This window comes from Nonomuraea montanisoli (genome assembly GCF_013363975.1).
Lineage (GTDB): Bacteria > Actinomycetota > Actinomycetes > Streptosporangiales > Streptosporangiaceae > Nonomuraea > Nonomuraea montanisoli.
In genome coordinates this window covers 170,241-193,533 of sequence record NZ_JABWGN010000004.1, presented here as the reverse complement: position 1 = coordinate 193,533, position 23,293 = coordinate 170,241, and the positions used below count along the sequence as shown (strand labels likewise).

General features: G+C 74.4%; 20 protein-coding genes. 13 read left to right on the top strand and 7 right to left on the bottom strand.

Annotated elements, in window-relative coordinates; genetic code table 11:
* Positions 1-325: 325 nt before the first annotated feature.
* Complete coding sequence (locus tag HTZ77_RS10665) at positions 326-1,219, top strand: helix-turn-helix domain-containing protein (protein WP_328808518.1); 894 nt, start codon at positions 326-328, stop codon at positions 1,217-1,219.
* A 105-nt stretch (positions 1,220-1,324) separates the two neighbouring features.
* Here HTZ77_RS10665 and HTZ77_RS10660 read toward each other — a convergent pair whose 3' ends face one another.
* The 5 genes from HTZ77_RS10660 to HTZ77_RS10640 all read right to left on the bottom strand — a co-directional run bounded on the left by HTZ77_RS10660 (position 1,325) and on the right by HTZ77_RS10640 (position 5,702).
* Positions 1,325-2,128 (bottom strand): SAM-dependent methyltransferase, encoded by an 804-nt coding sequence (locus HTZ77_RS10660; protein ID WP_328808517.1) that lies wholly within the window; start codon positions 2,126-2,128, stop codon positions 1,325-1,327.
* Positions 2,129-2,224: 96 nt separating this feature from the next.
* Positions 2,225-3,397 carry an MFS transporter gene (locus HTZ77_RS10655; protein WP_175589348.1) on the bottom strand — a complete coding sequence of 391 codons (1,173 nt, stop codon included), beginning with the start codon at positions 3,395-3,397 and terminating at the stop codon, positions 2,225-2,227.
* A 175-nt stretch (positions 3,398-3,572) separates the two neighbouring features.
* Positions 3,573-4,049: an RrF2 family transcriptional regulator gene (locus HTZ77_RS10650; RefSeq protein ID WP_175589347.1), complete on the bottom strand. Its 477-nt coding sequence runs from the start codon at positions 4,047-4,049 to the stop codon at positions 3,573-3,575.
* 65 nt (positions 4,050-4,114) lie between these two features.
* Positions 4,115-4,678, bottom strand: coding sequence for a hemerythrin domain-containing protein (locus tag HTZ77_RS10645; RefSeq protein WP_175589346.1), 564 nt, complete (start codon positions 4,676-4,678; stop codon positions 4,115-4,117).
* A gap of 34 nt (positions 4,679-4,712) precedes the next feature.
* Complete coding sequence (locus HTZ77_RS10640) at positions 4,713-5,702, bottom strand: Lrp/AsnC family transcriptional regulator (RefSeq protein ID WP_175589345.1); 990 nt, start codon at positions 5,700-5,702, stop codon at positions 4,713-4,715.
* Positions 5,703-5,839: 137 nt separating this feature from the next.
* On the opposite strand from HTZ77_RS10640, the gene HTZ77_RS10635 reads away from it, so the two are divergent.
* The 5 genes from HTZ77_RS10635 to HTZ77_RS10615 all read left to right on the top strand — a co-directional run bounded on the left by HTZ77_RS10635 (position 5,840) and on the right by HTZ77_RS10615 (position 11,970).
* Positions 5,840-7,396, top strand: a complete 1,557-nt coding sequence (locus tag HTZ77_RS10635; RefSeq protein ID WP_175589344.1) for an MFS transporter — start codon at positions 5,840-5,842, stop codon at positions 7,394-7,396.
* An 80-nt stretch (positions 7,397-7,476) separates the two neighbouring features.
* Positions 7,477-9,147 carry an acyl-CoA synthetase gene (locus HTZ77_RS10630; RefSeq protein ID WP_175589343.1) on the top strand — a complete coding sequence of 557 codons (1,671 nt, stop codon included), beginning with the start codon at positions 7,477-7,479 and terminating at the stop codon, positions 9,145-9,147.
* A 119-nt stretch (positions 9,148-9,266) separates the two neighbouring features.
* A complete protein-coding gene (locus HTZ77_RS10625; protein WP_175589342.1) occupies positions 9,267-10,289 on the top strand; it encodes a Rieske 2Fe-2S domain-containing protein in 1,023 nt (340 codons plus the stop codon).
* On the top strand, positions 10,282-11,517 hold the full coding sequence (locus HTZ77_RS48145; protein ID WP_175589341.1) for a cytochrome P450: 1,236 nt from the start codon (positions 10,282-10,284) through the stop codon (positions 11,515-11,517). Before HTZ77_RS10625 ends, HTZ77_RS48145 begins: the two co-directional genes overlap by 8 nt.
* A 21-nt stretch (positions 11,518-11,538) precedes the next feature.
* Positions 11,539-11,970 carry a DUF3237 domain-containing protein gene (locus tag HTZ77_RS10615; protein WP_175589340.1) on the top strand — a complete coding sequence of 144 codons (432 nt, stop codon included), beginning with the start codon at positions 11,539-11,541 and terminating at the stop codon, positions 11,968-11,970.
* Positions 11,971-12,008: 38 nt separating this feature from the next.
* Here HTZ77_RS10615 and HTZ77_RS10610 read toward each other — a convergent pair whose 3' ends face one another.
* Entirely contained in the window at positions 12,009-13,094 is a 1,086-nt protein-coding gene (locus tag HTZ77_RS10610; protein ID WP_175589339.1) for a Zn-dependent alcohol dehydrogenase, read from the bottom strand.
* Positions 13,095-13,248: 154 nt separating this feature from the next.
* Here HTZ77_RS10610 and HTZ77_RS10605 point away from each other — a divergent pair, with 154 nt between their 5' ends.
* Genes HTZ77_RS10605 through HTZ77_RS10590 form a run of 4 tightly spaced genes read left to right on the top strand, consistent with a single transcriptional unit; the run spans position 13,249 to position 18,646 of the window.
* Complete coding sequence (locus HTZ77_RS10605) at positions 13,249-14,679, top strand: aldehyde dehydrogenase (RefSeq protein ID WP_175589338.1); 1,431 nt, start codon at positions 13,249-13,251, stop codon at positions 14,677-14,679.
* Positions 14,680-14,682: 3 nt separating this feature from the next.
* Positions 14,683-16,845, top strand: coding sequence for an aminotransferase class III-fold pyridoxal phosphate-dependent enzyme (locus HTZ77_RS10600; RefSeq protein WP_175589337.1), 2,163 nt, complete (start codon positions 14,683-14,685; stop codon positions 16,843-16,845).
* Positions 16,823-17,953, top strand: a complete 1,131-nt coding sequence (locus HTZ77_RS10595; protein ID WP_175589336.1) for an acyl-CoA dehydrogenase family protein — start codon at positions 16,823-16,825, stop codon at positions 17,951-17,953. Before HTZ77_RS10600 ends, HTZ77_RS10595 begins: the two co-directional genes overlap by 23 nt.
* A gap of 12 nt (positions 17,954-17,965) precedes the next feature.
* Entirely contained in the window at positions 17,966-18,646 is a 681-nt protein-coding gene (locus HTZ77_RS10590; RefSeq protein ID WP_175589335.1) for a hemerythrin domain-containing protein, read from the top strand.
* Between the two features lie 66 nt (positions 18,647-18,712).
* Here the strand turns inward: HTZ77_RS10590 and HTZ77_RS10585 are convergent, their stop codons facing one another.
* Complete coding sequence (locus HTZ77_RS10585; RefSeq protein ID WP_175589334.1) at positions 18,713-19,207, bottom strand: SRPBCC family protein; 495 nt, start codon at positions 19,205-19,207, stop codon at positions 18,713-18,715.
* A gap of 231 nt (positions 19,208-19,438) precedes the next feature.
* On the opposite strand from HTZ77_RS10585, the gene HTZ77_RS10580 reads away from it, so the two are divergent.
* The 3 genes from HTZ77_RS10580 to hypF are packed head-to-tail and all read left to right on the top strand — an operon-like array spanning position 19,439 to position 23,288.
* Positions 19,439-20,284, top strand: coding sequence for an SIS domain-containing protein (locus tag HTZ77_RS10580; protein WP_175589333.1), 846 nt, complete (start codon positions 19,439-19,441; stop codon positions 20,282-20,284).
* Positions 20,281-20,907: a D-sedoheptulose-7-phosphate isomerase gene (locus tag HTZ77_RS10575; protein ID WP_175589332.1), complete on the top strand. Its 627-nt coding sequence runs from the start codon at positions 20,281-20,283 to the stop codon at positions 20,905-20,907. The genes HTZ77_RS10580 and HTZ77_RS10575 overlap by 4 nt, the downstream gene beginning before the upstream one ends.
* On the top strand, positions 20,904-23,288 hold the full coding sequence (gene hypF / locus HTZ77_RS10570) for a carbamoyltransferase HypF (protein WP_328808516.1): 2,385 nt from the start codon (positions 20,904-20,906) through the stop codon (positions 23,286-23,288). The genes HTZ77_RS10575 and hypF overlap by 4 nt, the downstream gene beginning before the upstream one ends.
* Positions 23,289-23,293: the final 5 nt, after the last annotated feature.

Sequence of the window (23,293 nt, the reverse complement as noted above, 5' to 3'; positions counted from 1 at the left end):
ATCCCGGTGACGGCCCGCGCGATGTCGGCGAGAGATACGGGATGGCCTGCGGTTTTGCGGCGTGTCCCCTGTAACGGTGGCTGAGTCGTCCACGAAGCCCGGGCACAAGCCGCATAGCGGAAGATCATGCGAGCTTTTTGGTGGATAAATGGCGCTTAGTCCGATTTTGCGGACGACGCTGTCGTGATGAGTGTGCGTATTGGGGTGAAATGCCCGCGCGCCGGGAAATGGCATGCGGCTGGAAGGCGTGGCAGGATGGATCGGTCGGGCTGCCGCGATTTGCTAATTTTGGAGCATTATGTCGACTGCTCGGGACAGAGGCGACGTGGCCGGAGTCCCGGATGCCGGAATTCCGGGCAGGATTCCCCGCCATTCCGGGCCGACCGCGCTGCGCATCCTGGTGGGCGCGCACCTGCGCCGCCTGCGGGAGGCGCGGAACATCAGCCGCGAGGAGGCCGGATACCTCATCCGGGGCTCCCACTCCAAGATCAGCCGTCTGGAGCTCGGCCGCACCGGGTTCAAGCTGCGCGACGTGGCCGACCTGCTCACCCTGTACGGCGCGGACGAGGCCGAGCGCGCGACGCTGCTGGCGATGGCCGAGCAGGCCAACGCCCCCGCCTGGTGGCAGGACTACCGCGACGTGGTGCCCTACTGGTTCGAGGACTACCTCGGGCTGGAGCGCGACGCGTCCTTGATCCGCACGTACGAGATCCAGTACGTGCCCGGCCTGCTGCAGACCGAGGACTACGCCCGCGCGGTGATCCAGCAGGGACGTGAGCAGGAGCCGGTCGAGGAGGTCGAGCGCCGGGTCCAGGTGCGCATGCGCCGCCAGCAGATCCTCATGTCGGCCGCCCCGCCGAAGCTCTGGGCGGTGATCGACGAGGGCGCCCTGCGCCGCCAGGTGGCCCCGCCCGAGACGATGCGCGCCCAGCTCGAACACCTCGCGATGCTCGCCGAGCTGCCGCACGTCACGATCCAGGTGCTCACGTTCAGCTCCGGCGGCCCCGTCGGCGGCGTCGGCCCGGTCACGGTCCTGCGCTTCGCGCCCGCCGACCTGGACGACGTCGTCTACCTGGAGCAGATCGCCGGGGCGCAGTACCTCACCCGCAAGCAGGACGCCCTGCCGTACCAGCATCTGCTGGACCAGCTCGTCCTGCATGCCCGGCCCTCGGCGGCGACGCCGGCCATCCTGCGGATGCTCGCCGCCGCCACAGCCTGACGCCGCCACAGCCTGACGCCGGAACGGTCTGACGCCGGGAACGGCCTGACGGCGGGGACGGCTTGACGGCGGGGACGGCCTGGTGGGGTGGGGCCGGACGGCCGGTCACGGCTTGCGGCCCACCCCGCAGAAGGCGTCCACCTCGTCCGGCACGCCGAACACGCCCGCCTCGACCCGCCAGCGCGACACCGACACGACGCCGGGCTCCACCAGCTCCAGCCCGTCGAAGAACCGGCCGATCTCGCCGGGGGTGCGCAGCCGGTAGGAGTAGACCTTGCCCTCGTCGCGCATGCGCTCGGCCTCGGCCGCGGCGTCGGGGTTGACCGTGTTGGTGCCGTCCTCGAACACCAGGTAGCTGCCCGGGGCCAGCGCGTCCAGGAGGTGCCCGACCAGCCGGTACGCGTGGTCGTCGTCGAAGATCGTGCCCATCACGCCGAGGAGCATGAGCGCGGTCGGGCGGGTGAGGTCCAGGGTCTTGGCCGCGAAGTCCAGGATCGCGTCCGGGTCGCGCACGTCGGCCTCGATGTAGTCGCAGGCGCCGAGGGGGTGGCTGGCGAGCAGCGCCTGGGCGTGGACGAGCACGAGGGGGTCGTTGTCGACGTACACGATGCGGCAGGTCGGATCCACCCGCTGCGCGACCTCATGGGTGTTGTCCACGGTCGGCAATCCTGTCCCGATATCCAGAAATTGCCGGATTCCTGCCTCTTCGGCGAGGTAACGCACTGTGCGCCCCAGGAACGCCCGGGCGTGACGGGCGATGTCCTCCATGCCCGGATAGACGTCGCGCAGTTGCGCGGCGAGTTCGCGGTCGACCGGGTAGTTGTCCTTTCCGCCCAGCCAGTAATTCCACACCCGGGCCTGGTGCGGCCTGGTGATGTCGATCCTGGGGAGAGGCACCTCGTCGGCCACGAAATTCTCCTCATGTGTCAGTATCTGTCGGCATACAAACCTAATGCTGGGCGTTTTTCCGCGCCACCGGTGATCGACGGCGCGATCTTAGGACGTTCAGCGGTGGCGGCGGGTGGCGAGCAGGTACCCGAGGGCCGCCACGGCCAGGGCGGCGTGGACGGCCAGCGCGGCGGCCGGGCCGGCGGGGAGCAGGACGCCGCCGAGGGCGGTGCCCAGGGCGATGCCCGCGTACATCGCCGAGGCGTTGAGCCCGACGACCACGGCGGTCTCCCGCGGCGCGGCCGCGATCAGCCGGACCTGCTGCGCCGGGGTCTGCGACCAGGTGCTCGCGCCCCACGCAGCCAGCAGCAGCGCGGTCAGCGGAAGCCACGTCACCCCGGCGTGCGCGGCCCAGGCCAGCGCGGCCAGCGAGCCGGCGATCGCCGCGTACCCGATGGCCAGGACCCGGATCGGGCCGCGCCGGTCCACCGCCGTGCCGGCCACGGCGTTCCCGGCCACCGCCCCGGCGCCGTACAGGAACAGCAGCCAGGTCTCCGCGGCCGGCCCCGCGCCGAGGGCGCGCAGCAGCGGGACGGTGTACGCGTACAGGCCGTAGCTGCCGGCCAGGCCGAGCACGGTCAGCGGCAGCACGGCGACCACGCCGGGGCGGCGCAGGGTCGCCAGGCGCTCGCGCAGCGGCACCCGCGGGTGGCCCGGCAGCGGCGGCAGGGCGGCGCGCACCCCGGCCGCGGCGAGCAGGCAGAGCGCGGCCACGAGCCCGAGGGCCGAGCGCCAGTCCAGCAGCCGGCCCGCGAGGTTGCCGAGGGGGACGCCGACGGCGGTGGCGACGGTCAGGCCGCCCACCACCACGGCCAGCGCGCGGGCCCGCCGCTCCGGCGCGACCAGCGCGGCGGCCACGGCCCCCGCGTTCGGCGTGAAGACGGCCGCGCCGGCGGCGGCCGCCACGCGCGTGGCCATCAGCGCCGCGTAGCCGGGCGCGAGCGCCGAGCCGAGGTTGGCCAGCGCGAGGAGCAGCAGCGCGCCGACGAGGAGCGGGCGGCGCGGGACGCGGGAGGTGACGGTGGCGAGGACGGGGGAGAGCACGGCGTAGGTGACGGCGAAGGCGGTGGCGCTCTGTCCGGCGGCGCTCGCGGAGACGCCGAGGGAGCGGGCCATGGCCGGCAGGAACCCGGCCACGACGTACGCGTCGGTGCCGACGGCGAACGTGCCGAGCGCCAGGATCAGCGTGCGGCGGAGGCGATGCGGGGTCGTAACCAGGACATCAGGCATCCTGATTTCCTTCCTGAGGGGGCGGGCGGGGGACGGTGGCGACCTCCCGAGGGCGCGGGGGGGGACGGTGGAGACTTCCCGAGGTCGCGGGGGGACGGGGGCGACTTCCCGAGGTCGCGGGGGGGCTGAGGCGATGCGGTGGATGCGCGGGGGCGGCCCTGCGGGGCGGGCGAGGTCAGCCGGTCATGCGGCTGTAGTTGCGGCGGGTGCGCTCGGCGCCCGCCGGGGCGTGCGCCATCAGGTCGGCGATCGTCTGGGCGGCCAGCTCGCGCCGCCAGGCCAGCTCGGCGCGGCGCATCGCGGTGGAGATCCCGCACGGGCGGGCGAACTCGCTCCCGGCGCCCTCGCCGCCCACGCCCCGCTGCCGGATCTCGTCGCAGCGGAACGGCTCCAGCGGGCCCTGCAACGCGGTGACGACGTCCATGAGGGTGATCCGCTCCGGCGGCCGGGCCAGGGAGAAGCCGCCCCTGACCCCCGGTGTGGAGGCCAGGATGCCGGCCCGGGCGAGGGCCTGCAGGCGCTTCTTCAGGTACTCCTGCGGCAGGTCGAACCAGGCGGCCAGCCGGCGGATCGGCACCGGCCCCTCCTCACGCAGCCAGGCCAGGGTCACGCAGCAGTGCAGGCCCCACTCGACTCCTTCACCCATGTGCATACCGGGACTATAGATGTCCCGGTTCTGGACGTGCCGACCCGGGGGGCCGCCCCGGGCCGGTCAGGTCAGGACTTGCCGCGGCCGGTGAGGGCGTCCCTCAGGCGGTCGACCAGGCCTGCCCCGGGCGCCAGCAGCTTGTTGAGGGGCGGCGTGTCCGGCGCCGACGGATGGGGCCGGGTGGGAGCCACCTTCTTGGCCCGCTCGACCTTGGCCCCCAGCTCGGTGAGCTCCTCGGCCGGGCAGGACGCCCGCAGCTTCGGGAACAGGTCGCCCTCCTCCTCCTGGACGTGGTGGCGGATCTCCCGCATCAGCTTCTCCATGACCGGCCAGAAGTCCTCGTCGCCCGGCTCCAGCTTCTCCAGCCGCTTCATGGTCTCCTCGGCCTCGGCGTGCTCGGCGATCTCGTGGTCGGCCAGCTCGTCGCCGCCCTCGACGAACTTGCGCACCGCCGGGTACAGGTACGCCTCCTCGGCCACCGAGTGGCGTACGAGCTCGATGACGACCTGCTCGGCCAGGGTCTTCGGCCGCTCGTCGACGGCGCCGATCATCGTCTCCAGCTCCGCGAACATCCGCTCGACCTCGCGGTGGTCGGTCACCAGCACGCTGATCACGTCTTGCTGCTCGGCCATGCCGCACCTCCGTTGACTTCCGCCCCTGCTTGCCTCACGCACCTGCCCAGCCGGTCCGGGCCAAACGTGTCCCGTCGGCGGGGAGGTGGCCGGCCGCCTTGAGGGTGGCGTGGACGGGAGCGGTCTCCAGGGTCCGTACGCCGTCGAGGGCGCCGAGCCGGTGGACGAGGTAGCGGTGCAGGTCGGCGGGGCCGGAGCACAGCGCGCAGGCGAGCAGGTTCGTGTTCCCGGTCGTGGCGATGACCGTGGCCAGCTCGTGATGGCCGGCCAGGGCGATGGCCACCCGTTCCAGGTCGCCGGGCGCGACCGCCATCCACAGCAGGGCCTGGGTCGTGACGCCGTACGCGGCGGCGTCGATCTCCACGTCGAAGAACAGGGCGCCGCGGGCGCGCAGGTCGGCCAGGCGGCGCGCCACCGTGGCCTGCGACCAGCCGGTGACGGCGGCCAGGTCGGCGTGGGGCGCCCGGCCGTCGTGGCGCAGCGCGTCGATCATCGAGCGGTCCGCCCCGGTCAGCCGGGGAGGCTCGGCGACGGTGGGCGGCAGGTCAGGGCTCAGCAGCGCCCGCTGCCCCTCGTCGAGGGTCTGGAGGCGCCCGTGCCAGGCGGCGGGCCCGCCCAGGTACGTGTGGAGCACGCAGTGGGCCGAGACCGCGGTGATGCCGGCCCGCCGCGGGACGTCGTGCAGCAGGGGCGGGCTGGTCGCGTCGGGCGCGTGGACCATGGCGAAGATCTCCGTGCCGCCGGAGGTGAGCTTGACCCAGGAGGTGTCGGCGCGGCGGGCCAGCGAGTGGGCCAGGGGCCGGGCGGCGGCCGGCGTGGTGCTCAGGCGCACCACCCACTGGGTGTGCCCGGAGCGGCCGTGGTCGGCCAGGCCCACCACGCGCAGCCCCGCCTCGCGGCGCAGCCGCCGGTAGCGCCGCGTCACCGTCTGCGGCGACACGCCCAGGACCTCGGCGACCCGGCTGAACGGGGCCCGGCCGTCGATGTGCAGGGCGTGCACCAGGGCGCGATCCACGTCATCCATGTGACCAGGATTCCTCACATTCGAGGCGGTTCGTGGCGGAAATCCGCACCTGACGCCGCTCGGCTGGAAGGTCCTCGCCCGCCGGACCGACGCTGTTCGCGCACGAACGAGCACCTGAGGAAGGAAGAGGGAGAACGATGCCCCTCCACCATGACAGCGCGGCCCGCCGCCTGCGCTGGGCCGGGCTGGCCGCGCTGCTGGTCGCCGAGGCCATGAACCTGCTGGACGCGACGATCGTCACGGTCGCCGCGCCGGTCGTCCACGCCGACCTGGGCGGGGACGCCTCCGCCATCCCTTGGTTCAACGCCGCCTACACGCTGCCGTTCGCGGTGCTGCTGATCACCGGGGGCCGGCTGGGCGACCTGGCCGGGCGGCGGCGGGTGTTCGCCCTGGGCGTGGCCGGGTTCGCGCTCGCGTCGGCGGCCTGCGCCCTCGCGCCGGACGTGGGGACGCTCATCGGCCTGCGCGCGGTCCAGGGGGCCGCCGCGGCGCTGGTCATCCCGCAGACCATCGGGCTGATCCGCACGATGTTCGACGGCGCGGAGCTGGCCAGGGCCATGGGGAGTATCGGGCCGGTGATGGGGCTGGCCGCCGTCGCCGGGCCCGTCCTCGGCGCGGTGCTCACGCACGCCGACCTGTTCGGCTCGTCGTGGCGGGCGGCCTTCCTGGTCAACCTGCCACTCGCCGCCGCCGTGCTCGCCGCCGTCCCCCTGCTGCCGGGCCGGGAGGCGCCCGACGCGGCGGACCGGAAAGCGGCCGAGGGGACGGGTGCGGCTGCTCACGCGGATGCGGGCCGGGCGGCGTCCGCGGGGGCGGCGCGGCCCAGGCTCGACGGGACGGGGACCGTGCTCGCGGCGCTGGGCACCGGCCTGGTCGTCTTCCCCCTCATCCAGGGGGACGCCACCGGCGGACCGGCGCGGGGCTGGGCCATGGCGGTCGCGGGCGTCGCGCTCCTCGTGGGCTTCGCCTTCCAGCAGCGCCGCCGGGCGCGGGCCGGGCGCGCGGCGCTGGTGGAGGCGAGCCTGTTCCGCGACCGCGGCTTCCCGGCCGCGCTGGCGACCTCGGCCCTGTTCTTCGCGGCGATGAACGGCCTGTCGCTGGTGGTCGTCCTGGAGGTCCAGCTCGGTCTCGGGCAGGACGTGCTGACCGCCGGGCTCGCCCTGCTGCCCTGGTCGGCGGCCATGGGGATCGCCTCCTGGGTCGCCGGCGCCCGCCTGGTTCCCCGGTACGGGCGGCGGGTGATGTTCGCCGGGCTGGCGGTCATGCTCGCCGGCCTGGCGGTCACCGTCATCGCCTACCGGTCGTCCGCGACCGCCGGGACGCTCGGGATCGTCGCCGCGGGGCTGGCCGTCGCGGGCGCCGGCAACGGCCTGTTCACCACCCCCTTCTTCACCGCCGCGCTGTCCCGGGTCCGCCCGCACGAGACGGGGTCGGCCGCCGGGCTGCTCAACGCCGTCCAGCAGGCCGGGTCGACGCTCGGCACCGCCGTCCTCGGCGGCGCCTACCTGCGCGCCCTGACCGCCGGCCCGGGCACGGAGCACGTGTCCGCGGGCCGATGGGCCTTCCTGCTGGGCGCCGGGCTGCTGGCCGCCACGGCCGTCGCGGCCGCCCTCATGCGCGTCGCCCGGCCGGGGCCGGTCCTCGTTCCGGCCGAATCCAATCAAGCGCTTGCTAGGCAAGCGGGTGAGGGTTAGTCTGCGGCTGCGCGGCGATGCCGTCGCCCGCGGCGGCGCCGTTCCCCGCGATGGGGATCACCGGACGGGGGAGTGCCCTGATGGAGTTCAACCACGCCGACCTGTTCGAGGCCCTCGCCGACGCGATGGGCGAGCGCCGGGCCCTCGTCAGCCCCGACGCCCTCGGCACGACCCGTGAGCTCACCTACGCCGAGCTCGACGCCGAGGCCGACGCGCTCGCCCACGCCCTGCTCGACGCCGGCCTCGGGCCGGGCGACCACGTGGGCCTGCAGCTGTTCAACTGCGTCGAGCACATCGCGGCCGTCCTCGCCGCGCTCAAGATCCGCGCCGTGCCGGTCAACGTGAACTACCGCTACGTCGAGGACGAGCTGGTCTACCTCTACACCGACGCGGAGCTGAAGGCGCTGCTGTACGACGGCGAGCTGGCCGACCGGGTGGCCCCGGCCGTCGCCCGGATCCCGCCGCCCCACGGCCTGACCGGAGACGGCAAGTCCGGAAAGGACGGCAAGGACGGCAAGGAGGTGGGGCGGCTCATCGAGGTGGGGGTGGAGAGCGGGGCGGTGCCCGGAGCGGTCAGGTACGAGGACGCCGTGGCCGGACGGAGGGGTGCGGGACGGGCCGGGGCGCGCGTCCCCGGGCCCCGCTCGGGCGACGACCTGTTCATCATCTACACCGGCGGCACCACCGGCTTCCCCAAGGGGGTGATGTGGCGGGTCGAGGACCTGATCAGGGCGTTCTGGCACAACTACGCGCCCTTCCCCGCGACCCCCGAGCAGCTCGTCGAGGCGGCGAAGGGCGGCGGCCCCCTGGTGATGATGCCGGTCGCGCCGCTGATCCACGGCGCGGCGCAGGTCGCCACGTTCATCGGCTGGTGGCTCGGCGCGACGATCTGCTACGTCCGCAGATTCGACGCCGCGGACGTGCTGCGCGCCATCGCGCGCCACCGGGTCAACACGATCAACATCACCGGCGACGCCATGGCCCGCCCGCTGGCCGAGGAGCTGGCCGCCGGCGGCCACGACGTGTCGTCCCTGCTGGTGATCAGCTCGACCAGCGCGCTGCTGTCCGGCCCGGTGCGCGACCGGCTGGCGGAGCTGCTGCCGAACGTGATGATCCTCGACAACTTCGGCTCCACCGAGTCCGGCTACACCGCCTCCGGCGTGAGCGGCGGCGAGGCGGGGGAGGGCCTGCGCTACCGGGCCAACGACCCCGGGCTCACGGTCCTCGACGAGCGGCTGCGGCCGGTCGAGCCCGGGTCCGGCGTCATCGGGCAGGTCGCCAGGAGCGGCCCCATCGCGCTCGGCTACTGGAAGGACCCCGGCAAGACCGCGCGCACCTTCGTCGCCGACGGCGAGGGCGTGCGGTGGCTGCTCAGCGGCGACATGGCCACCGTGGAGAAGGACGGCACGATCGCCGTCCTCGGGCGCGGCTCCCAGTGCATCAACACCGGCGGCGAGAAGGTGTACGCCGAGGAGGTCGAGGCCGTGCTGAAAGGTCACCCGGACGTCTTCGACGCGGTGGTCACCGGCATCCCCGACGAGCGCTTCGGCAGCCGCGTCGCCGCGGTCGTCGAGCCCCGCGAGGGCGCCCGGCCCACGGCCGAGGAGCTGGACGCCCACTGCCGCCGGGGCCTGTCCGGCTACAAGGTGCCGCGGACGTACGCGTTCGTCGAGCGGATGACGCGATCACCCGCCGGAAAGGCCGACTACCGCTGGGCGAGGGAGACCGCGCAGGCCGCGGCGACGGCATAGAACTCGTTCTAGCTAACGCCATTCACGGCGTCTACTATCGAAAAGAACCCGTTCTTTCTGAACGGCCTGTCGAAGGCGCGAGACAGGTGTCCGCTGAATGCACAGCCTTCGGAGGATCGATGTCGGTTCCGCGTTATCCCATGCAGCCGTATCCGACGAGCTGGTACCGCGTCGCCGATTCCGCCGACGTCGTGCCCGGCGCCGTCAAGGGCGTCCACTACTTCGGCCGGGACCTCGTCGTCTTCCGGGACGAGCGGGGCGCGCCCGTCGTGGCCGACGCCCACTGCCCCCACCTGGGCGCCAATCTGGCGGTGGGCGGCCGCATCGAGGACGGCGCGCTCGTGTGCCCGTTCCACTCCTGGCGCTACGACGGCACCGGCCGCTGCGTCGGCATCCCGTACACCGACCGGATCCCGCAGCAGGCGCGGCTGCGCACGTACCCCGCCTGCGAGGTCAACGGCGTCGTCGCCGTCTTCTACGACGAGCTCGGCCGGGATCCCGGATGGACGGTGCCGCAGATCCCCGACTACGACTCCACCGAGCACTGGACCGGCCACATCACGAAGACCTGGAAGATCCGCACCCACCTGCAGGAGATCTTCGACAACGCCGCCGACGCCGCCCACCAGCAGACCCTGCACGCCGCCACCGAGATCCTGTCCTACGACGCCGAGCCGGACGGGGTGTACTTCCGCGGCCAGTTCACCGGCACCTACGACGCCGGGGAGGGCCTGCCGGAGCAGCAGGCGTGGTCGCGCAACGCGTACCTGCACGCCGGGCTCGGCTTCAGCCAGATCGACAGCAAGCTCGACTACAACGGCCTGGTCATCGACCGGCAGATCCACTCGTGCTTCACGCCCGTCGACGAGGAGCACATCGACTTCGTGATGTACCAGCGCACCCGGCGGCTGGACGACGACGACCTGACCGAGCTGATCCACCAGATGACGGCCCAGCACACCTGGCGCTCCATCGAGGAGGACATCCCGATCTGGGAGAACAAGGTCTTCCGTCCCCTGCCGAGCCGCGCCGCGTTCGCGGGCGGCGCGCTGCCCGCCCACCTGTGCGACAAGGAGGGCGACATCGCGAAGACCCGCGCCTGGGCCCGCCAGTTCTACACGGACGCGGCCTGCGGTGTCTGACCGCCCCCGGACCGGGCCGGCGAACGGGGCCGGCCACGCGACAGGCGGCGCGGCGGCGTTCCCGTTCGCGCCCGGCGCGTTCTTCCAGCCGCCCCCCGAGTACGGCCGGCTGCGCGAGACCTGCCCGCTCGCGCCGGTCGTGATGCCGAGCGGCGCCCCGGCCCGCCTCGCCCTGCGCCACACGGACGTCCGCGAGGCCCTGGGCGACCCGCGCTTCACCCGCGACCTCACCTTCCCCGGCGCCCCGCGCTTCGCGCCGGGGCTGAGCGTGGACGACGACCCGTTCTCGATCTCCAACATGGACCCGCCGGAGCACGGCAGGCTCCGGCGGATCGCGTCGAGCGCCTTCACCCCGCGCCGGGTCGCCTCCTGGCGGCACCGGGTGGAGGAGATCGCCGCGGAGCTGGCGGACGGGTTCGGGGCGCCGCCCGTGGACCTGGCGGAGGCGTACGCGCTTCCGCTGCCCACGCTGGTCATCTGCGAGCTGCTCGGCGTGCCCGCGGCCGACCGCGACCGCTTCCGGGCCTGGTCCGACGCGTTCCTGTCCACCTCCGAGGCGGCGGAGGACGAGCGGGTCGAGCAGTTCGGCCGGTTCCTGGACTACGCCGCGGCCCTGGTGGCCGAGCGGCGGGCCGCGCCCGGCGGCGGCCTGCTGGACGCGATGATCGAGGCCACCGACCAGGGCGCCACGTTCACCGAGGACGAGCTGGTCCACATGGTGGTGACGCTCATCCTGGCCGGCCACGAGACGACCCGGACGATGATCGCGCGCGGGATGTTCACGCTGCTGCGCCACCCGGAGCAGTACCTCATGCTGTGCCGGGGCGAGGCGTCCGTGGCGGGCGCCGTCGAGGAGATCCTGCGCTTCGACGTGCCCGCCGACGCAGCGCTGCTGCGCCTGGCGCGGGAGCCGGTGGCGCTGCCCGCGGGGACGGTGGGCGCGGGGGAGGTGGTCATCCCCGTGCTCGCCTCGGCGAACCGCGACCCTGGCCTGTTCGACCGGCCGGACGTCTTCGACGTGACCCGCGCCGACAACCCGCACCTGGCCTTCGGCCACGGCCCGCACTACTGCATGGGCGCCAACCTGGCCCGCATGGAGCTGGAGGTGGCCGTCGGCACGCTCGCCCGCCGCCACCCGGCCCTGCGCCTTGCCGTGGCCCCCGAGGAGATCCGCTGGACCGACGGCGGGCTCATGCACGGGCCGCGCGCCCTGCCCGTCACGTTCTGACTCCCGGAAAGGACCCGCACCATGACGCTAGAGCTGATCCCCCTGTGCACCGCCCAGCTCCGCATGAGCACGCCCATCGACCTCGGCCCGACGCCGACCGGGCAGCGCGTCGTCGCCGAGATCGAGGAGGCGACCTTCACCGGTGAGCGCTTCTCGGCCAAGCTCGCCGGCCGGGCCGCCGCCGACTGGTTCACCGCGAGCCCGTCGGGGGCCATCGGCACGCCCGACGTGCGGCTCACTGTCCAGACCGGCGACGGCGCCCACGTGCTCGTCCGCTACACCGGCCGCTTCGACACCAGCGGCGACCTGGCCGCCGCCGTGGCCTACATCGCGCCGCTGTTCGAGACCGGCGACGAGCGCTACCAGTGGCTGGCGGGCGTCCAGGCGGTCGGCAAGGGCGGCCTGTCGGCCGACTTCACGAGCCTGGAGTACGAGATCTACGAGCTCAGGTAGCGGCCCGGCGGGGCGCGAACCCCGCCGGGCGACCAGGGTCAGTCGAAGAGCACCACCTGACGGATCACGTCCCCGCCCTTGTCCAAGGCGAGGACGGCGTCCGGCAGCTCCTCGAAGCGGATGCGGCGGGTGATGAGGCTCTCCAGGTCCAGCCGGCCGGCCCGCCACAGGTCGACGAACCGCCTGGCGTCGCGGCGCAGGTCGGAGCAGCCGTAGATGGAGCTCAGGATGTTCTTGCCGTCGAACAGCAGGGAGAAGGCGTCGAGCTCGACCTGGTCGTCCGTGGCGCCCGCGCCCACGACCACCACGTCGCCGCCGCGCCTGGCGGCCTGCCAGGCGGCCTTGACGGTGCTCGACCGGCCGACGGCCTCGAAGGCGTGGTCGAAGCCGCGCCCGCCGGTGAGCAGGCCCTTGACCGCCTCCATCTGCTCCGGCGTGGTCGCGTGGGTGGCGCCGAAGCGCTTGGCGGCCTCGTGCTTGGCCTCGATCGGGTCCACGGCCAGGATGGTCGCCGCGCCGGCCAGCCGCGCCCCCTGGATGACCGACAGCCCGATGCCGCCCGCGCCGATGACCACGACGGAGGCGCCCTCCTCGACCCGGGCCGTGTTGATGACCGCGCCCACGCCGGTCGCGACCGCGCAGCTCAGCAGCGCGGCCAGCTCGAACGGCACGTCCGGGTCGATCTTGACCGTGGCCTGCGCGGGGACGACGAGCTCCTCGGCCCAGGCCCCGAGGCCGCCGAAGCCGAAGCACGGGGTGCCGTCGCCGAGGCGGAAGCGCGGCTTGGTGAAGCCCTCCAGGACGTACGTGATGCACAGGTACGGCTGGCCGCCCAGGCAGTCGGCGCACGAGCCGCACGGCGGGATGAACGACAGGACCACGTGGTCGCCCGGCGCGAGCCCGCTGACCTGGGAGCCCACCTCGACGACCTCGCCCGCCGCCTCGTGGCCGAGCACCGCGGGCAGGGAGGCGGGCAGGACGCCCTTGAGCGCCGACAGGTCGGAGTGGCAGACGCCGGTGGCCCGGACGCGGACCCTCACCTCGCCCGGGTCGGGCCCGGCGACGGTGACGTCGTCGCGCAGTTCGAGGGCGGCACCGGGCTCGTGGACTAATGCGGCGCGCATGGGTTTTTCCTTCCCGGACGGAATTCCGGCTTTTCTCGGTAGAACCTGTTTCAAGGTGGATGTATTGTCGCCCGGTAGCTATATTTCAAGCAAGCGTTTGGTCAGATCGGTACGGGGACGGGCGCGAGTCCCCTCTTCGTGAGGAGAGGCGGAAGTGCACGAGTACACCCAGCTCTACATCGGGGGCCGCTGGACGGACCCGGCCACGGGCGACGTCATCGAGGTCGTGTCCCCCCACACCGAGGAGGTCGTCGGCAGGGTGCCCGAAGGGTCCCCGGCCGACATGGATCGCGCCGTCGCCGCGGCCAGGGAGGCGTTCGACGACGGCCCGTGGCCGCGCATGTCACCGGCGGAGCGGGCCGGGGCGCTGGGCCGCCTGGCCGCCGCCTACGAGGCCAGGCAGGGCGAGATGGCCGAGACCATCACCGCCGAGATGGGCTGCACGCTCGCCTTCTCCCAGCTCGCCCAGGCCCCCATCGCCCACGCCGTGCTGTCGTACTACGCCGGGCTCGGCGACTCGCTGGTCATGGAGAGCGAGCGGCAGGGCCTGTTCGCGCCCGTCACCGTACGGCGCGAGCCGGTCGGCGTCGTGGCCGCCATCGTGCCGTGGAACACCCCGCAGTTCCTCACCATGACCAAGATGGCGCCCGCCCTGCTGGCCGGCTGCACCGTCGTCGTCAAGCCGGCTCCCGAGACGCCGCTCGACGCGCAGATCCTGGCCGAGCTGGTCGACGAGGCGGGCCTGCCGCCGGGCGTGGTCGGGATCGTCCCGGCCGGCCGCGAGACCGGCGAGCACCTGGTCCGGCACCCGGGCGTGGACAAGGTGGCCTTCACCGGCTCCACCGCCGCCGGCCGGCGCATCGGCGCCATCTGCGCCGAGCAGCTCAGGCGGTGCAGCCTGGAGCTCGGCGGCAAGTCCGCGGCCATCCTGCTCGACGACGCCGACCTCGACTCCTACATCGGCTGGCTGCCGATGACGTCGTTCATCGTCAGCGGCCAGGGCTGCATCGCGCAGACCCGGGTGCTGGTCCAGCGCGACCGCGTGCAGGAGGTGCTGGACCGCCTGGCGGAGGCGTGCCGGACGATGCGGATGGGCGACCCGTTCGACCCCGCCACCGAGCTCGGCCCGCTGACCACCGCGAGCCAGCGCGACAAGGTCGAGGGCTACATCCGCCTCGGCCAGGAGGAGGGCGCCAAGCTCGTCGCCGGCGGCGGGCGCCGGGGCTTCGAACGCGGCTGGTACGTCGAGCCCACCGTCTTCCTGGGCGACAACACCATGCGCGTGGCCCGCGAGGAGATCTTCGGCCCGGTCCTCGTCGTCATCCCGTACGAGGACGAGGAGGACGCGGTCCGGCTGGCCAACGACAGCGAGTACGGCCTCGGCGGGTCGGTGTGGACCAGGGACACCGAGCGCGGCCTGGCCGTCGCCCGGCGGGTGCGCACCGGCGTGTGCGCGCTCAACGGCTTCCTCCTCGACCCGGCCGCGCCGTTCGGCGGCTTCAAGGCCAGCGGCATGGGACGCGAGCTCGGCCCGGAAGGGCTCGACGGCTACCTGGAGTACAAGTCCATCCCGCGGATGGGGTGAGCCATGGCGCCGTCCGTCTTCCGCGGGGCCGACTCGGGGACGCTGAAGGCCGTCGCGGACTTCAACCAGCTCAAGCGTCCCAACATGATCCTCACCAACGCGTTCATGAACGCCGAGCAGGCCAAGCTCGCCTACCTGCTCGACCGTCTGGCCGGCCCCGGCCGCTTCTTCTCCTTCTTCGCCAACTCCACCCTCGAGGCGCTGGCCGGCGCGATCAAACTGGCCCGGCACGCGTCGGTCCGCCGCGGGCGCGCCGACGGGGGACGCGTCCTGTTCCTGGAGGACACGCCCCGGTACGCGCCGTTCTTCGACCCGGTGGGGACCGGGCCGGAGCGCGCGCTCGTGCCGGGCGTCCACGTCGTCACCGACGCCGCGGCGGCCCTGACGCTGCTGGAGCGGCGCGAGTGGGCGGCCTTGATCGTCGTGCGCGGACACAGCGGCGAGGAGGAGGAACGGGCCCGGGCGGAGCTGCTGCGCCGGGCGGCCCGGCGCGGCGCCCTGCGCATCGTCTGCACCACCGAGCTCGACCTGTGGGACCCGGCCCTCTTCACCGGCCCGGCCGCCGACGTCCACGTCTTCGGCGAGAACCTCACCGGGCGGCAGGTGCCGTTCGGCTGCTTCCTGATGTCCGAGCCGACGTACGAGGTGTGGAACAACGCCCACGACAGCCTCGCCCACACCTCCACCTTCGGTGGCAACGGCCTGTGCCTGTCGATCGTGCTCGACGCGCTGCGCCGGCACGGCCACGTCGACGCGGAGGCCGCCGCGCGCCTGGACCGCATCGACCTGAGCATGCGCGAGCGCATCGACACCTACCGCGACCACGTCAACCCGTTCGTCGCCCAGGGCATGGAGATGTCCGGCTTCGCCCTCGAAGTGGTCGAGGCCGACGGCGCCCGGCTCACGCTCGGCGACGGCACCGTCGTGCTGGACTGCGCGGGCGGCGGCGGCGTCAGCCTGCGCGGGCACAACCCGCCCGACCTCATGGACGGGGTGCTGGCCGGGCACGAGCCCGGCGCCGACCACTTCGCCGCCCTGGAAGCGCTCCTGGCGCGGCTGACGTCCTTCCCGCACGCCTTCCCCGCCGTCAGCGGCGCCAGCGCCGTCGACGTGGCCGTCTCGCTCGGCCTCATGGCGGCCGCGCCCCGCACCCGCGTGGTGACCTTCACCGGCAACTTCTCCGGCAAGACGCTGATCTCGCTCAACCTCAGCAAGTACGGCCAGCAGCACACCGAGTCCGACCGCGAGGCGTTCCGCCCGTACTACTTCGACCTCGTCTACGTCGACCCGTTCGCCCCCGGAGCCGCCGCCCGGTTCGAGGAGGAGGTGCGCGGCGGCACGGTGGCCCTGGTCTGGCTGGAGGTCATCCAGGGCATGATGTGCCGGCCGCTCCCCGGCGACCTGCTCGCCGCCGTGGCGCGGCTCAAGGACGAGCACGGCTACCTCATCGGGGTGGACGAGGTGCTCACCGGCGGCTGGCGGACCGGGATCGGCTTCCTCGCCCACCGCGACGTCATCCCGGACGCGGACGTGATCTCCCTGGCCAAGCCGCTCAGCGACACCACCCTGCCCATGGGCGCCGCGCTGGTCACCGGCGAGGTGCTGCGCCGGGCGGCGGAGCGCGACGCCGGGCACGTCGAACGGCTGCGCCACCACTACCGCAACGCCCTGTCGGCGCACGTCGCGGTGCACGCCCTGGAACGGGCCCTGGACCCCGCGGCCCAGGAGGAGCGCGACCGCTGCCGGCAGATCTTGGAGGAGGGCCTGGCCGAGGTGGCGGCGCGCTCGCGCCTGTTCGACCGCGTCGCCGGGACGGGCGGCCTGCTCCGCCTCGTCCTGCGCCGCCGCTGGTTCCCCTTCGGCATGCGCTCCCAGCTCGGCCAGCTCCTGGAGGCCGGGCTCTCGGCGATGATCCTGCGCGACTGCGGGCTGCTGGTGATGCAGCTCAGGTTCTTCCCGCGGGTCATGGCCAGGGAGGACGAGGTGCGCCGGATCGTCGACGCGCTGCGCCGCGGCACCCGCCGCTACACGCCGCTGACCGTCTACCGCTTCGTCGCGGGCCAGGTCGTGTCGTTCGCCGCCGCGCAGATCGCGCACGGCGTGAAGCAGCGCCTCAGGAGCCGCGGAGAGGGGAGGGGGCGCCGTGCGGAGCCTGGACGTCGCTAGGGAGGCGGCCGAGCGTCACCTGCCCGGGCTGTGCGCGGCCCTGTCCGAGGTGCCGCTGCTCGACCTGGAGAAGCCCGGCAACCCGGGCATCGGCCTGTTCCGCGCCCACGGCGGGCCCGCCCTGCTCGTGCCCAAGGAGCACGGCGGCGCGGGCGCCTCCCCGGTCGAGGTGATGCGGACGATGACGGCGGTTGCCTCGTGCTCGCCGTCGCTGGCCGTCGGCACGGCCATGCACCACTTCACGGTGGCCACGCTGTACGAGGTGGTGGCCGCCGACCCCGAGGCGCTGGAGGCGATCCTGCTCCAGGAGATCGCGGCCAAGGGGCTGCTCATCTCCTCGGGCGGCGCCGAGGGGCGCACCGGGCAGAGCATCGTGGCCCCGTCCATGACCGCCGTCCCGGTCGAGGGCGGCTACCTGGTCAACGGCAGCAAGAAGCCGTGCAGCCTGGCCCGGTCCATGGACCTGCTGAGCGCGACCGTCGCCCTGCCCGGCGGCGACGGGCCCGCGCTCGGCATGATGGTCGTGCCCGCCGACCTTCCCGGCATCAGCGTGCACCCGTTCTGGCGCAGCGAGATCCTGGCCGGCGCGGAGAGCGAGGAGGTCAGGCTCACCGACGTCGAGGTGGCCGAGGACTTCGTCGTCCGCCCCGACCTCGACGACCCGAGCGGCGTGGACGCGCTCACGGCCATCGCCTTCGTCTGGTTCCAGTGCATGATCTCCGCCGTCTACCTGGGGGCGGCCTCGGCCCTGGCCGAGCGCGTCTTCCGGGAGCGACGGGGAGGGGCGGCCGGCCGGGCGGCGCTCGGCGTGCGCCTCGACACGGCGACGTGCCTGGTCGAGGGCCTGGCCCGGCTCGTCGAGCAGCGCGACTTCGACCGCGACGCCCTGGCCAAGGCGGTCATCAGCCGCTTCGCCGTACAGGACGCGATCACCGACGCGGCGGCGCTGGCCGCCGAACAGCTCGGCGGGATGGCCTTCATCGGGTCGCCGGAGATCGCCTACCTGCTCGCGGCGTGCCGGCCGCTCGCCTTCCACCCGCCCTCGCGCACGGCCTGCCTGGACGGGCTGGCCGGCTACTTCGAGGGCCACCCGTTCAGAATCGCCTGACGGAGGGACGTCATGACGGCAGTGACCCCACGGCGCGAGGGCGCCCCCGAGGTCGACCTGACGGTCGGCTACGTCGAGCACCGCGCCATCCGCGCCGACCTGCTGCGGCTGGTCACCACGCTGGACTCGCCGGACGCGGCCCGCATGCCCGCGCGCCGGGCCGCGGCCGTCCGCACCTACATCGACCGCCTGATCTTCGCCACGGTCCGCCACCACAGCATCGAGGACGAGGGGCTGTGGCCCCTGCTGGGTGCCGCGACCCGGGCGGCCGGCGTCACGATGGACCTCGGCGAGTTCAGCGAGGACCACGAGGTGCTGGACGCGCTGCTGGAGCGGGCGGGCGAGCAGGCGGCCCGCTTCGCCGCCGACCCGGCCGCCGGGGCGCGTCCCCTGGCCGAGACGGTCAAGGAGCTGCGCGAGCTGCTCGAACGGCACCTGGGCAAGGAGGAGGAGGTCATCTTCCCGGCGGTCACCCGGTACGTCTCCGTCGAGGACTACCGGCGCTTCGAGCTGGAGGCGCGCAGGCGGTACTCGGTGAAGGACCTGACGTTCATGGGGCCGTGGCTGGCCACGTACGCCTCGCGGGCGGAACGCGACAGGACGCTCGCGCCGAACGCGTTCTACCGGATGATGCTGGCGCTGGGCCGCTTCGGCTACCGGTCGCTCGAACGCCGGGCCTTCGGCGCCCCGTGAGCCCGGCCCCCGCTCAGGGGGCCGCGGCCGGGGCGCCGCCCAGGAGGCCGCGGGCGGGGGCGCCGCTCAGGGGCGGCGCTCCACGGCGGCGGCCTCGGCTGCGGCCTTGAGCCGGTCCAGGGTCCGGGCGATGTTGCGGGCGTTGGCGGCCCTGCGGTCGTGGACGCCGGTCAGCACCGGGCCGATGACGTGACTGATCACGAAGCCGCGCCCGTCCCACGTGCTCTCGGTGACCGTGCAGCCCGCGCCGGTGGGCGTGATGCGGTACTCCCAGCGGGCCAGACCGGGCACCACCTCCCAGGCGAACAGGCGGCCCGGCTCGGCGTCGCGCACCTCGCTGACCGTGAACCAGCGGAAGAACCCGTTGCGGTTGACGCCCAGGAACCTCGCGCCCGGCGCCGGGCCGGTCGCCCCGCCCATCCAGCGGCACGACACGCACTCCGCCGCCCAGGACGGCAGCCGGGGCACGTCGCTGACCAGCTCGTAGACCACCTCGGCGGGGGCCGCGACCTCGACGCTCAGGGACACGTCGGGCGCGCGGTCGGCGGCGAGTCGCGGCATCGCGGATCCTCTCTCTAGCAAGCGCTTGGTTGACTGCGTCGAGCGTACCTCCCACGTCCCCGTCCCGCCACCGCCGTCGACTCGCGGGCGGCGCGGACGTGGCGGCCGCCGTGACGTGCTTGTGCGGCCGAAACCTGTCCCAACATTGACGCGACGCGGGCACGCGCGCGCCCCGGCCGTGTCGCGGCGCCGATGAGCATGTCTGCTGAGGCACCACCACGGGGGACGCGCATGGCCATCGAACCGGGGACACCCGAGAACCTGCTGGAGCAGGCCGCCGCGCGCCGGACCGCGCCCGGCCGGGCGCTGGCCCGCGACGCCGGGTCGATCGCCGCCGCGGCCCGGGACATGGCGGCGCGCTTCCGCCGCGGGGGCCGGCTCGTCACGTTCGGCGACGGCGCGGCGGCGGCCGACGCGGGGCACGTGGCGGTGGAGTTCACCCATCCGGTGATCGTGGGCCGGCCGGCGCTGCCGGCGATCTCGCTGGCCGGGGACGCGGTGGCGCTCGGCGGCCCGGCCGGGGAGAGCGGGCCCGAGGCCGGTTTCGCCGTCCAGGTCAGGACGTTCGGCCGGCCGGGGGACATCGCGCTCGGCGTGCTGACCGGCGAGGACGACCGTCGCGTGCGGGATGGGCTCGCGGCGGCCCGCGAGCTCGGCATGCTCACCGTCGCCCTCACGGCCGCACCGCCCACCACCCCACCGGGAGGCCCGCCCTCCGGCGCGGTGGCCGCCGACCATGTGCTCACCGCGTGGTGCGACGATCCGCTCGTCGCCCGGGAGCTGCACGTGACCGCCTACCACCTGCTCTGGGAGCTCGTCCACGTCGTGCTGGACGAGCCTGAGGGGACGACGGCGGCGCCGGCCGCGTGCGACCCCGGCGACACGTGCGTGACCTGCTCCGACACGGCCGTGCGGGTGCGGGTCACCGAGCTGCGTCCCGGCGGGCTCGCCCTCGTGGACACCGGCGAGGGCGTCGAGGAGGTCAGCGTCGCCCTGGTGGAGGCGCGGGTCGGCGACGTCGTCCTGGTCCACGCCAAGGAGGCCATCGCGGTGCTGGGCGGCGGTGACGGCTCATGAGCACGCTGTACCCGTTCCTCGCCCCCGACGGCGACGCCGGGACGGACCTCGTCCGCTCCACCGAGGCCAAGGCGGCCGAGAGCCTGGAGCTGCGCCTGCGCGTGCTCGCCGGGTTCGGGCCCGCCGTCGCCGCCTGCGCCGCGGCCATGGCGGCCGCCTTCCGGGCCGGGGGCACGCTCTTCGCGTTCGGCAACGGCGGCAGCAGCACCGACGCCCAGGCCGTCGCCCAGGTGTTCCGCGCGCCGTACGGCGAGAGCCAGGGCGTCCCGGCGATCTGCCTGACGGGCGACGCCGCGCTGCTGACCGCGCTGGCCAACGACGTCGCCTTCGACGTGGTCTTCGCCCGCCAGCTCGCCGCGCTCGGCCGTCCCGGTGACGTGGCGATGGCCCTGTCCACCAGCGGCGGGTCCGTCAACGTGCTGCGCGGCCTGGAGCAGGCCCGCCGCACCGGCATGGTCACGGTCGGCCTCGCCGGGGCGGGCGGCGGCCGGATGGCCGAGGAGCGCCTGGCCGACCACCTGTTCGTCGTGCCGTCGTCGTCGGTGCACCGGGTGCAGGAGGCGCAGACGACCCTCTGCCACGTCCTGCGCGAGCTGGTCGGGCGGGAGCGGGCGGAGGCGTGAGCGGGCGGGTGCGCTCCCTCATCCGGGTCGAGGGCGTCGTCCAGGGGGTCGGCTTCCGGCCGTTCGTGCACGCTCTGGCCTCCCGGTACGGCCTGGCGGGACTGGTCGGCAACGACGGCGGCGGGGTGTTCATCGAGGCGGAGGGCCCGCCCTCGGCTGTCGCCGCGCTGGTGGAGGCGGTGCGCGAGCGGGCCCCCGTGCTGGCCGTCGTCGAGCGGGTCAGCGTCACCGCCGTGCCGCCGACCGGCGACGGCGGGTTCCGCATCGTGCCCAGCGTCACCGGCGGCCCCGGGCGGGCGCTCGTCCCACCGGACGTGGCCACCTGCGACGACTGCCTGGCCGAGCTGTTCGACCCGGCCGACCGCCGCTTCCGGTACCCGTTCGTCAACTGCGTCAACTGCGGGCCCCGCTTCACGATCATCACGGCGGTGCCGTACGACCGGGCCGTCACCACCATGGCGGGCTTCGCCCTGTGCGCCGCCTGCGCCCGCGAGTACCACGACCCGGCCGACCGCCGCTTCCACGCCCAGCCCACGTGCTGCCCCGCCTGCGGCCCCCGGCTGTCGCTGCGCGCGCCGGACGGCACGCCGCTGCCCGGAGACCCGCTCACGGAGGCGGCGGCCCTGGTCGCGGGTGGCGCCGTCGTGGCCGTCAAGGGGCTCGGCGGCTACCACCTGGCTGCCGACGCCGCGTCCGAGGACGCGGTCGCCGTCCTGCGGGCGCGCAAGCGGCGGCCGGACAAGGCGTTCGCGGTGATGGCCGCCGACCTGGCCGCCGCCCGGGAGCTCTGCGAGGTCGGCGAGGCCGCCGCCGCCCTGCTGACCGGGCCGGGCCGGCCCGTCGTGCTGCTGCCCCGGCGGGCCGGCGCGCCGGTCGCGCCCTCGGTGGCGCCCGGCGGGCCCGACCTGGGCGTGCTGCTGCCGTACACGCCCCTGCACCACCTGCTCTGCCGCGAGCTGGCCCGCCCGTACGTGCTGACCAGCGGCAACCTGGCCGACGAGCCGATCGCGCACGACGACGAGGACGCGCTGCGGCGGCTGGGCGGCGTCGCCGACGCGTTCCTGTGCCACGACCGGCCCATCCACGCCCCCGCCGACGACTCCGTGCTGCGCGTCTTCCGCGGCGCGCCGATGCCGGTGCGCAGGTCACGCGGGTACGCCCCCGAGGCGATCACGCTGCCGTGGCCGTTCCGGCGGCCCGTGCTCGCCTGCGGCGCCGAGCAGAAGAGCACCTTCTGCCTGGGCCAGGGCCACCGCGCGGTGCTGTCGCAGCACCTCGGGGACCTGGAGGGTCACCTGGCGCTGGGCGCGTACACCGGCGAGATCGAGCGGCTGCGGCGGCTGCTCGGCGTCGAGCCGGAGATCGTCGCCTACGACCCGCACCCGGAGTACCTGTCGACGAAGTACGCGCTGGAGCTCGACGGCGTGGACGTCGTCGCGGTCCAGCACCACCACGCCCACATCGCCTCGTGCCTGGCCGACAACGGCGAGCCGGGACCCGTCGTCGGGGTGGCGTTCGACGGCACCGGCCACGGGCCCGACGGCACGATCTGGGGCGGCGAGCTGCTGGTGGCGAGCCTGGCGGCGTACGAGCGGGCCGGTCACCTGGAGCGGGTGCCGCTGCCGGGCGGCGTGACCGCCATCCGCCAGCCGTGGCGCATGGCGGCGGCGTACCTGGGCGCGGCGGGTCTGGGCGCTGCGGGTCTGGGCGCGGCGGGGGAGCCGGCCGGCGGGCTCGCGGTGGCCCGCCGCAACGCCCGGCTCTGGCCGGCCGTGTCGGCGCTCGCCGCCGCCGGCGGTCCGGCCGCGCCGCTCACCTCCAGCGCCGGACGGCTGTTCGACGCGGTGGCGGCGCTGCTGGGGGTACGGGACACGGTCACCTACGAGGGGCAGGCGGCCATGGGGCTGGAGCACCTGGCCGACCCGGCCGTGCGCGACGGCTACCCGGTGACCGTGAGCGGAGGGGCCGGGTCGCGGCTCGCCGGCGATCCGTGCCCGTGGACGCGCGCCGCCCCCGGGTTTGGGGCGGTCGAGGGTGGGGCGACGCGCGCCCTCGCCGCCCCCGTGGTCATCAGGAGCACCGACCTGGTACGGGCCGTCGTGGAGGACCTGCGGCGCGGGGTGCCGTCGCCGGTGATCGCGGCGCGGTTCCACCACGGGCTGGCCGAGGCGGTGGTGACGGCGGCCGGCCTGGTCGCCGAGGCCGCCGGGATCGGGACGGTGGCGCTGTCGGGCGGCGTCTTCGCCAACGAGCTCCTGCTCGGCGGCGTGGCCGACGGGCTGCGCGCCGGGGGGTTCCGCGTGCTGACGCACCGCCGGGTGCCCTGCAACGACGGCGGGATCAGCCTCGGCCAGGCGGCCGTGGCCGCCGCCGCCCCCTGAGCGCG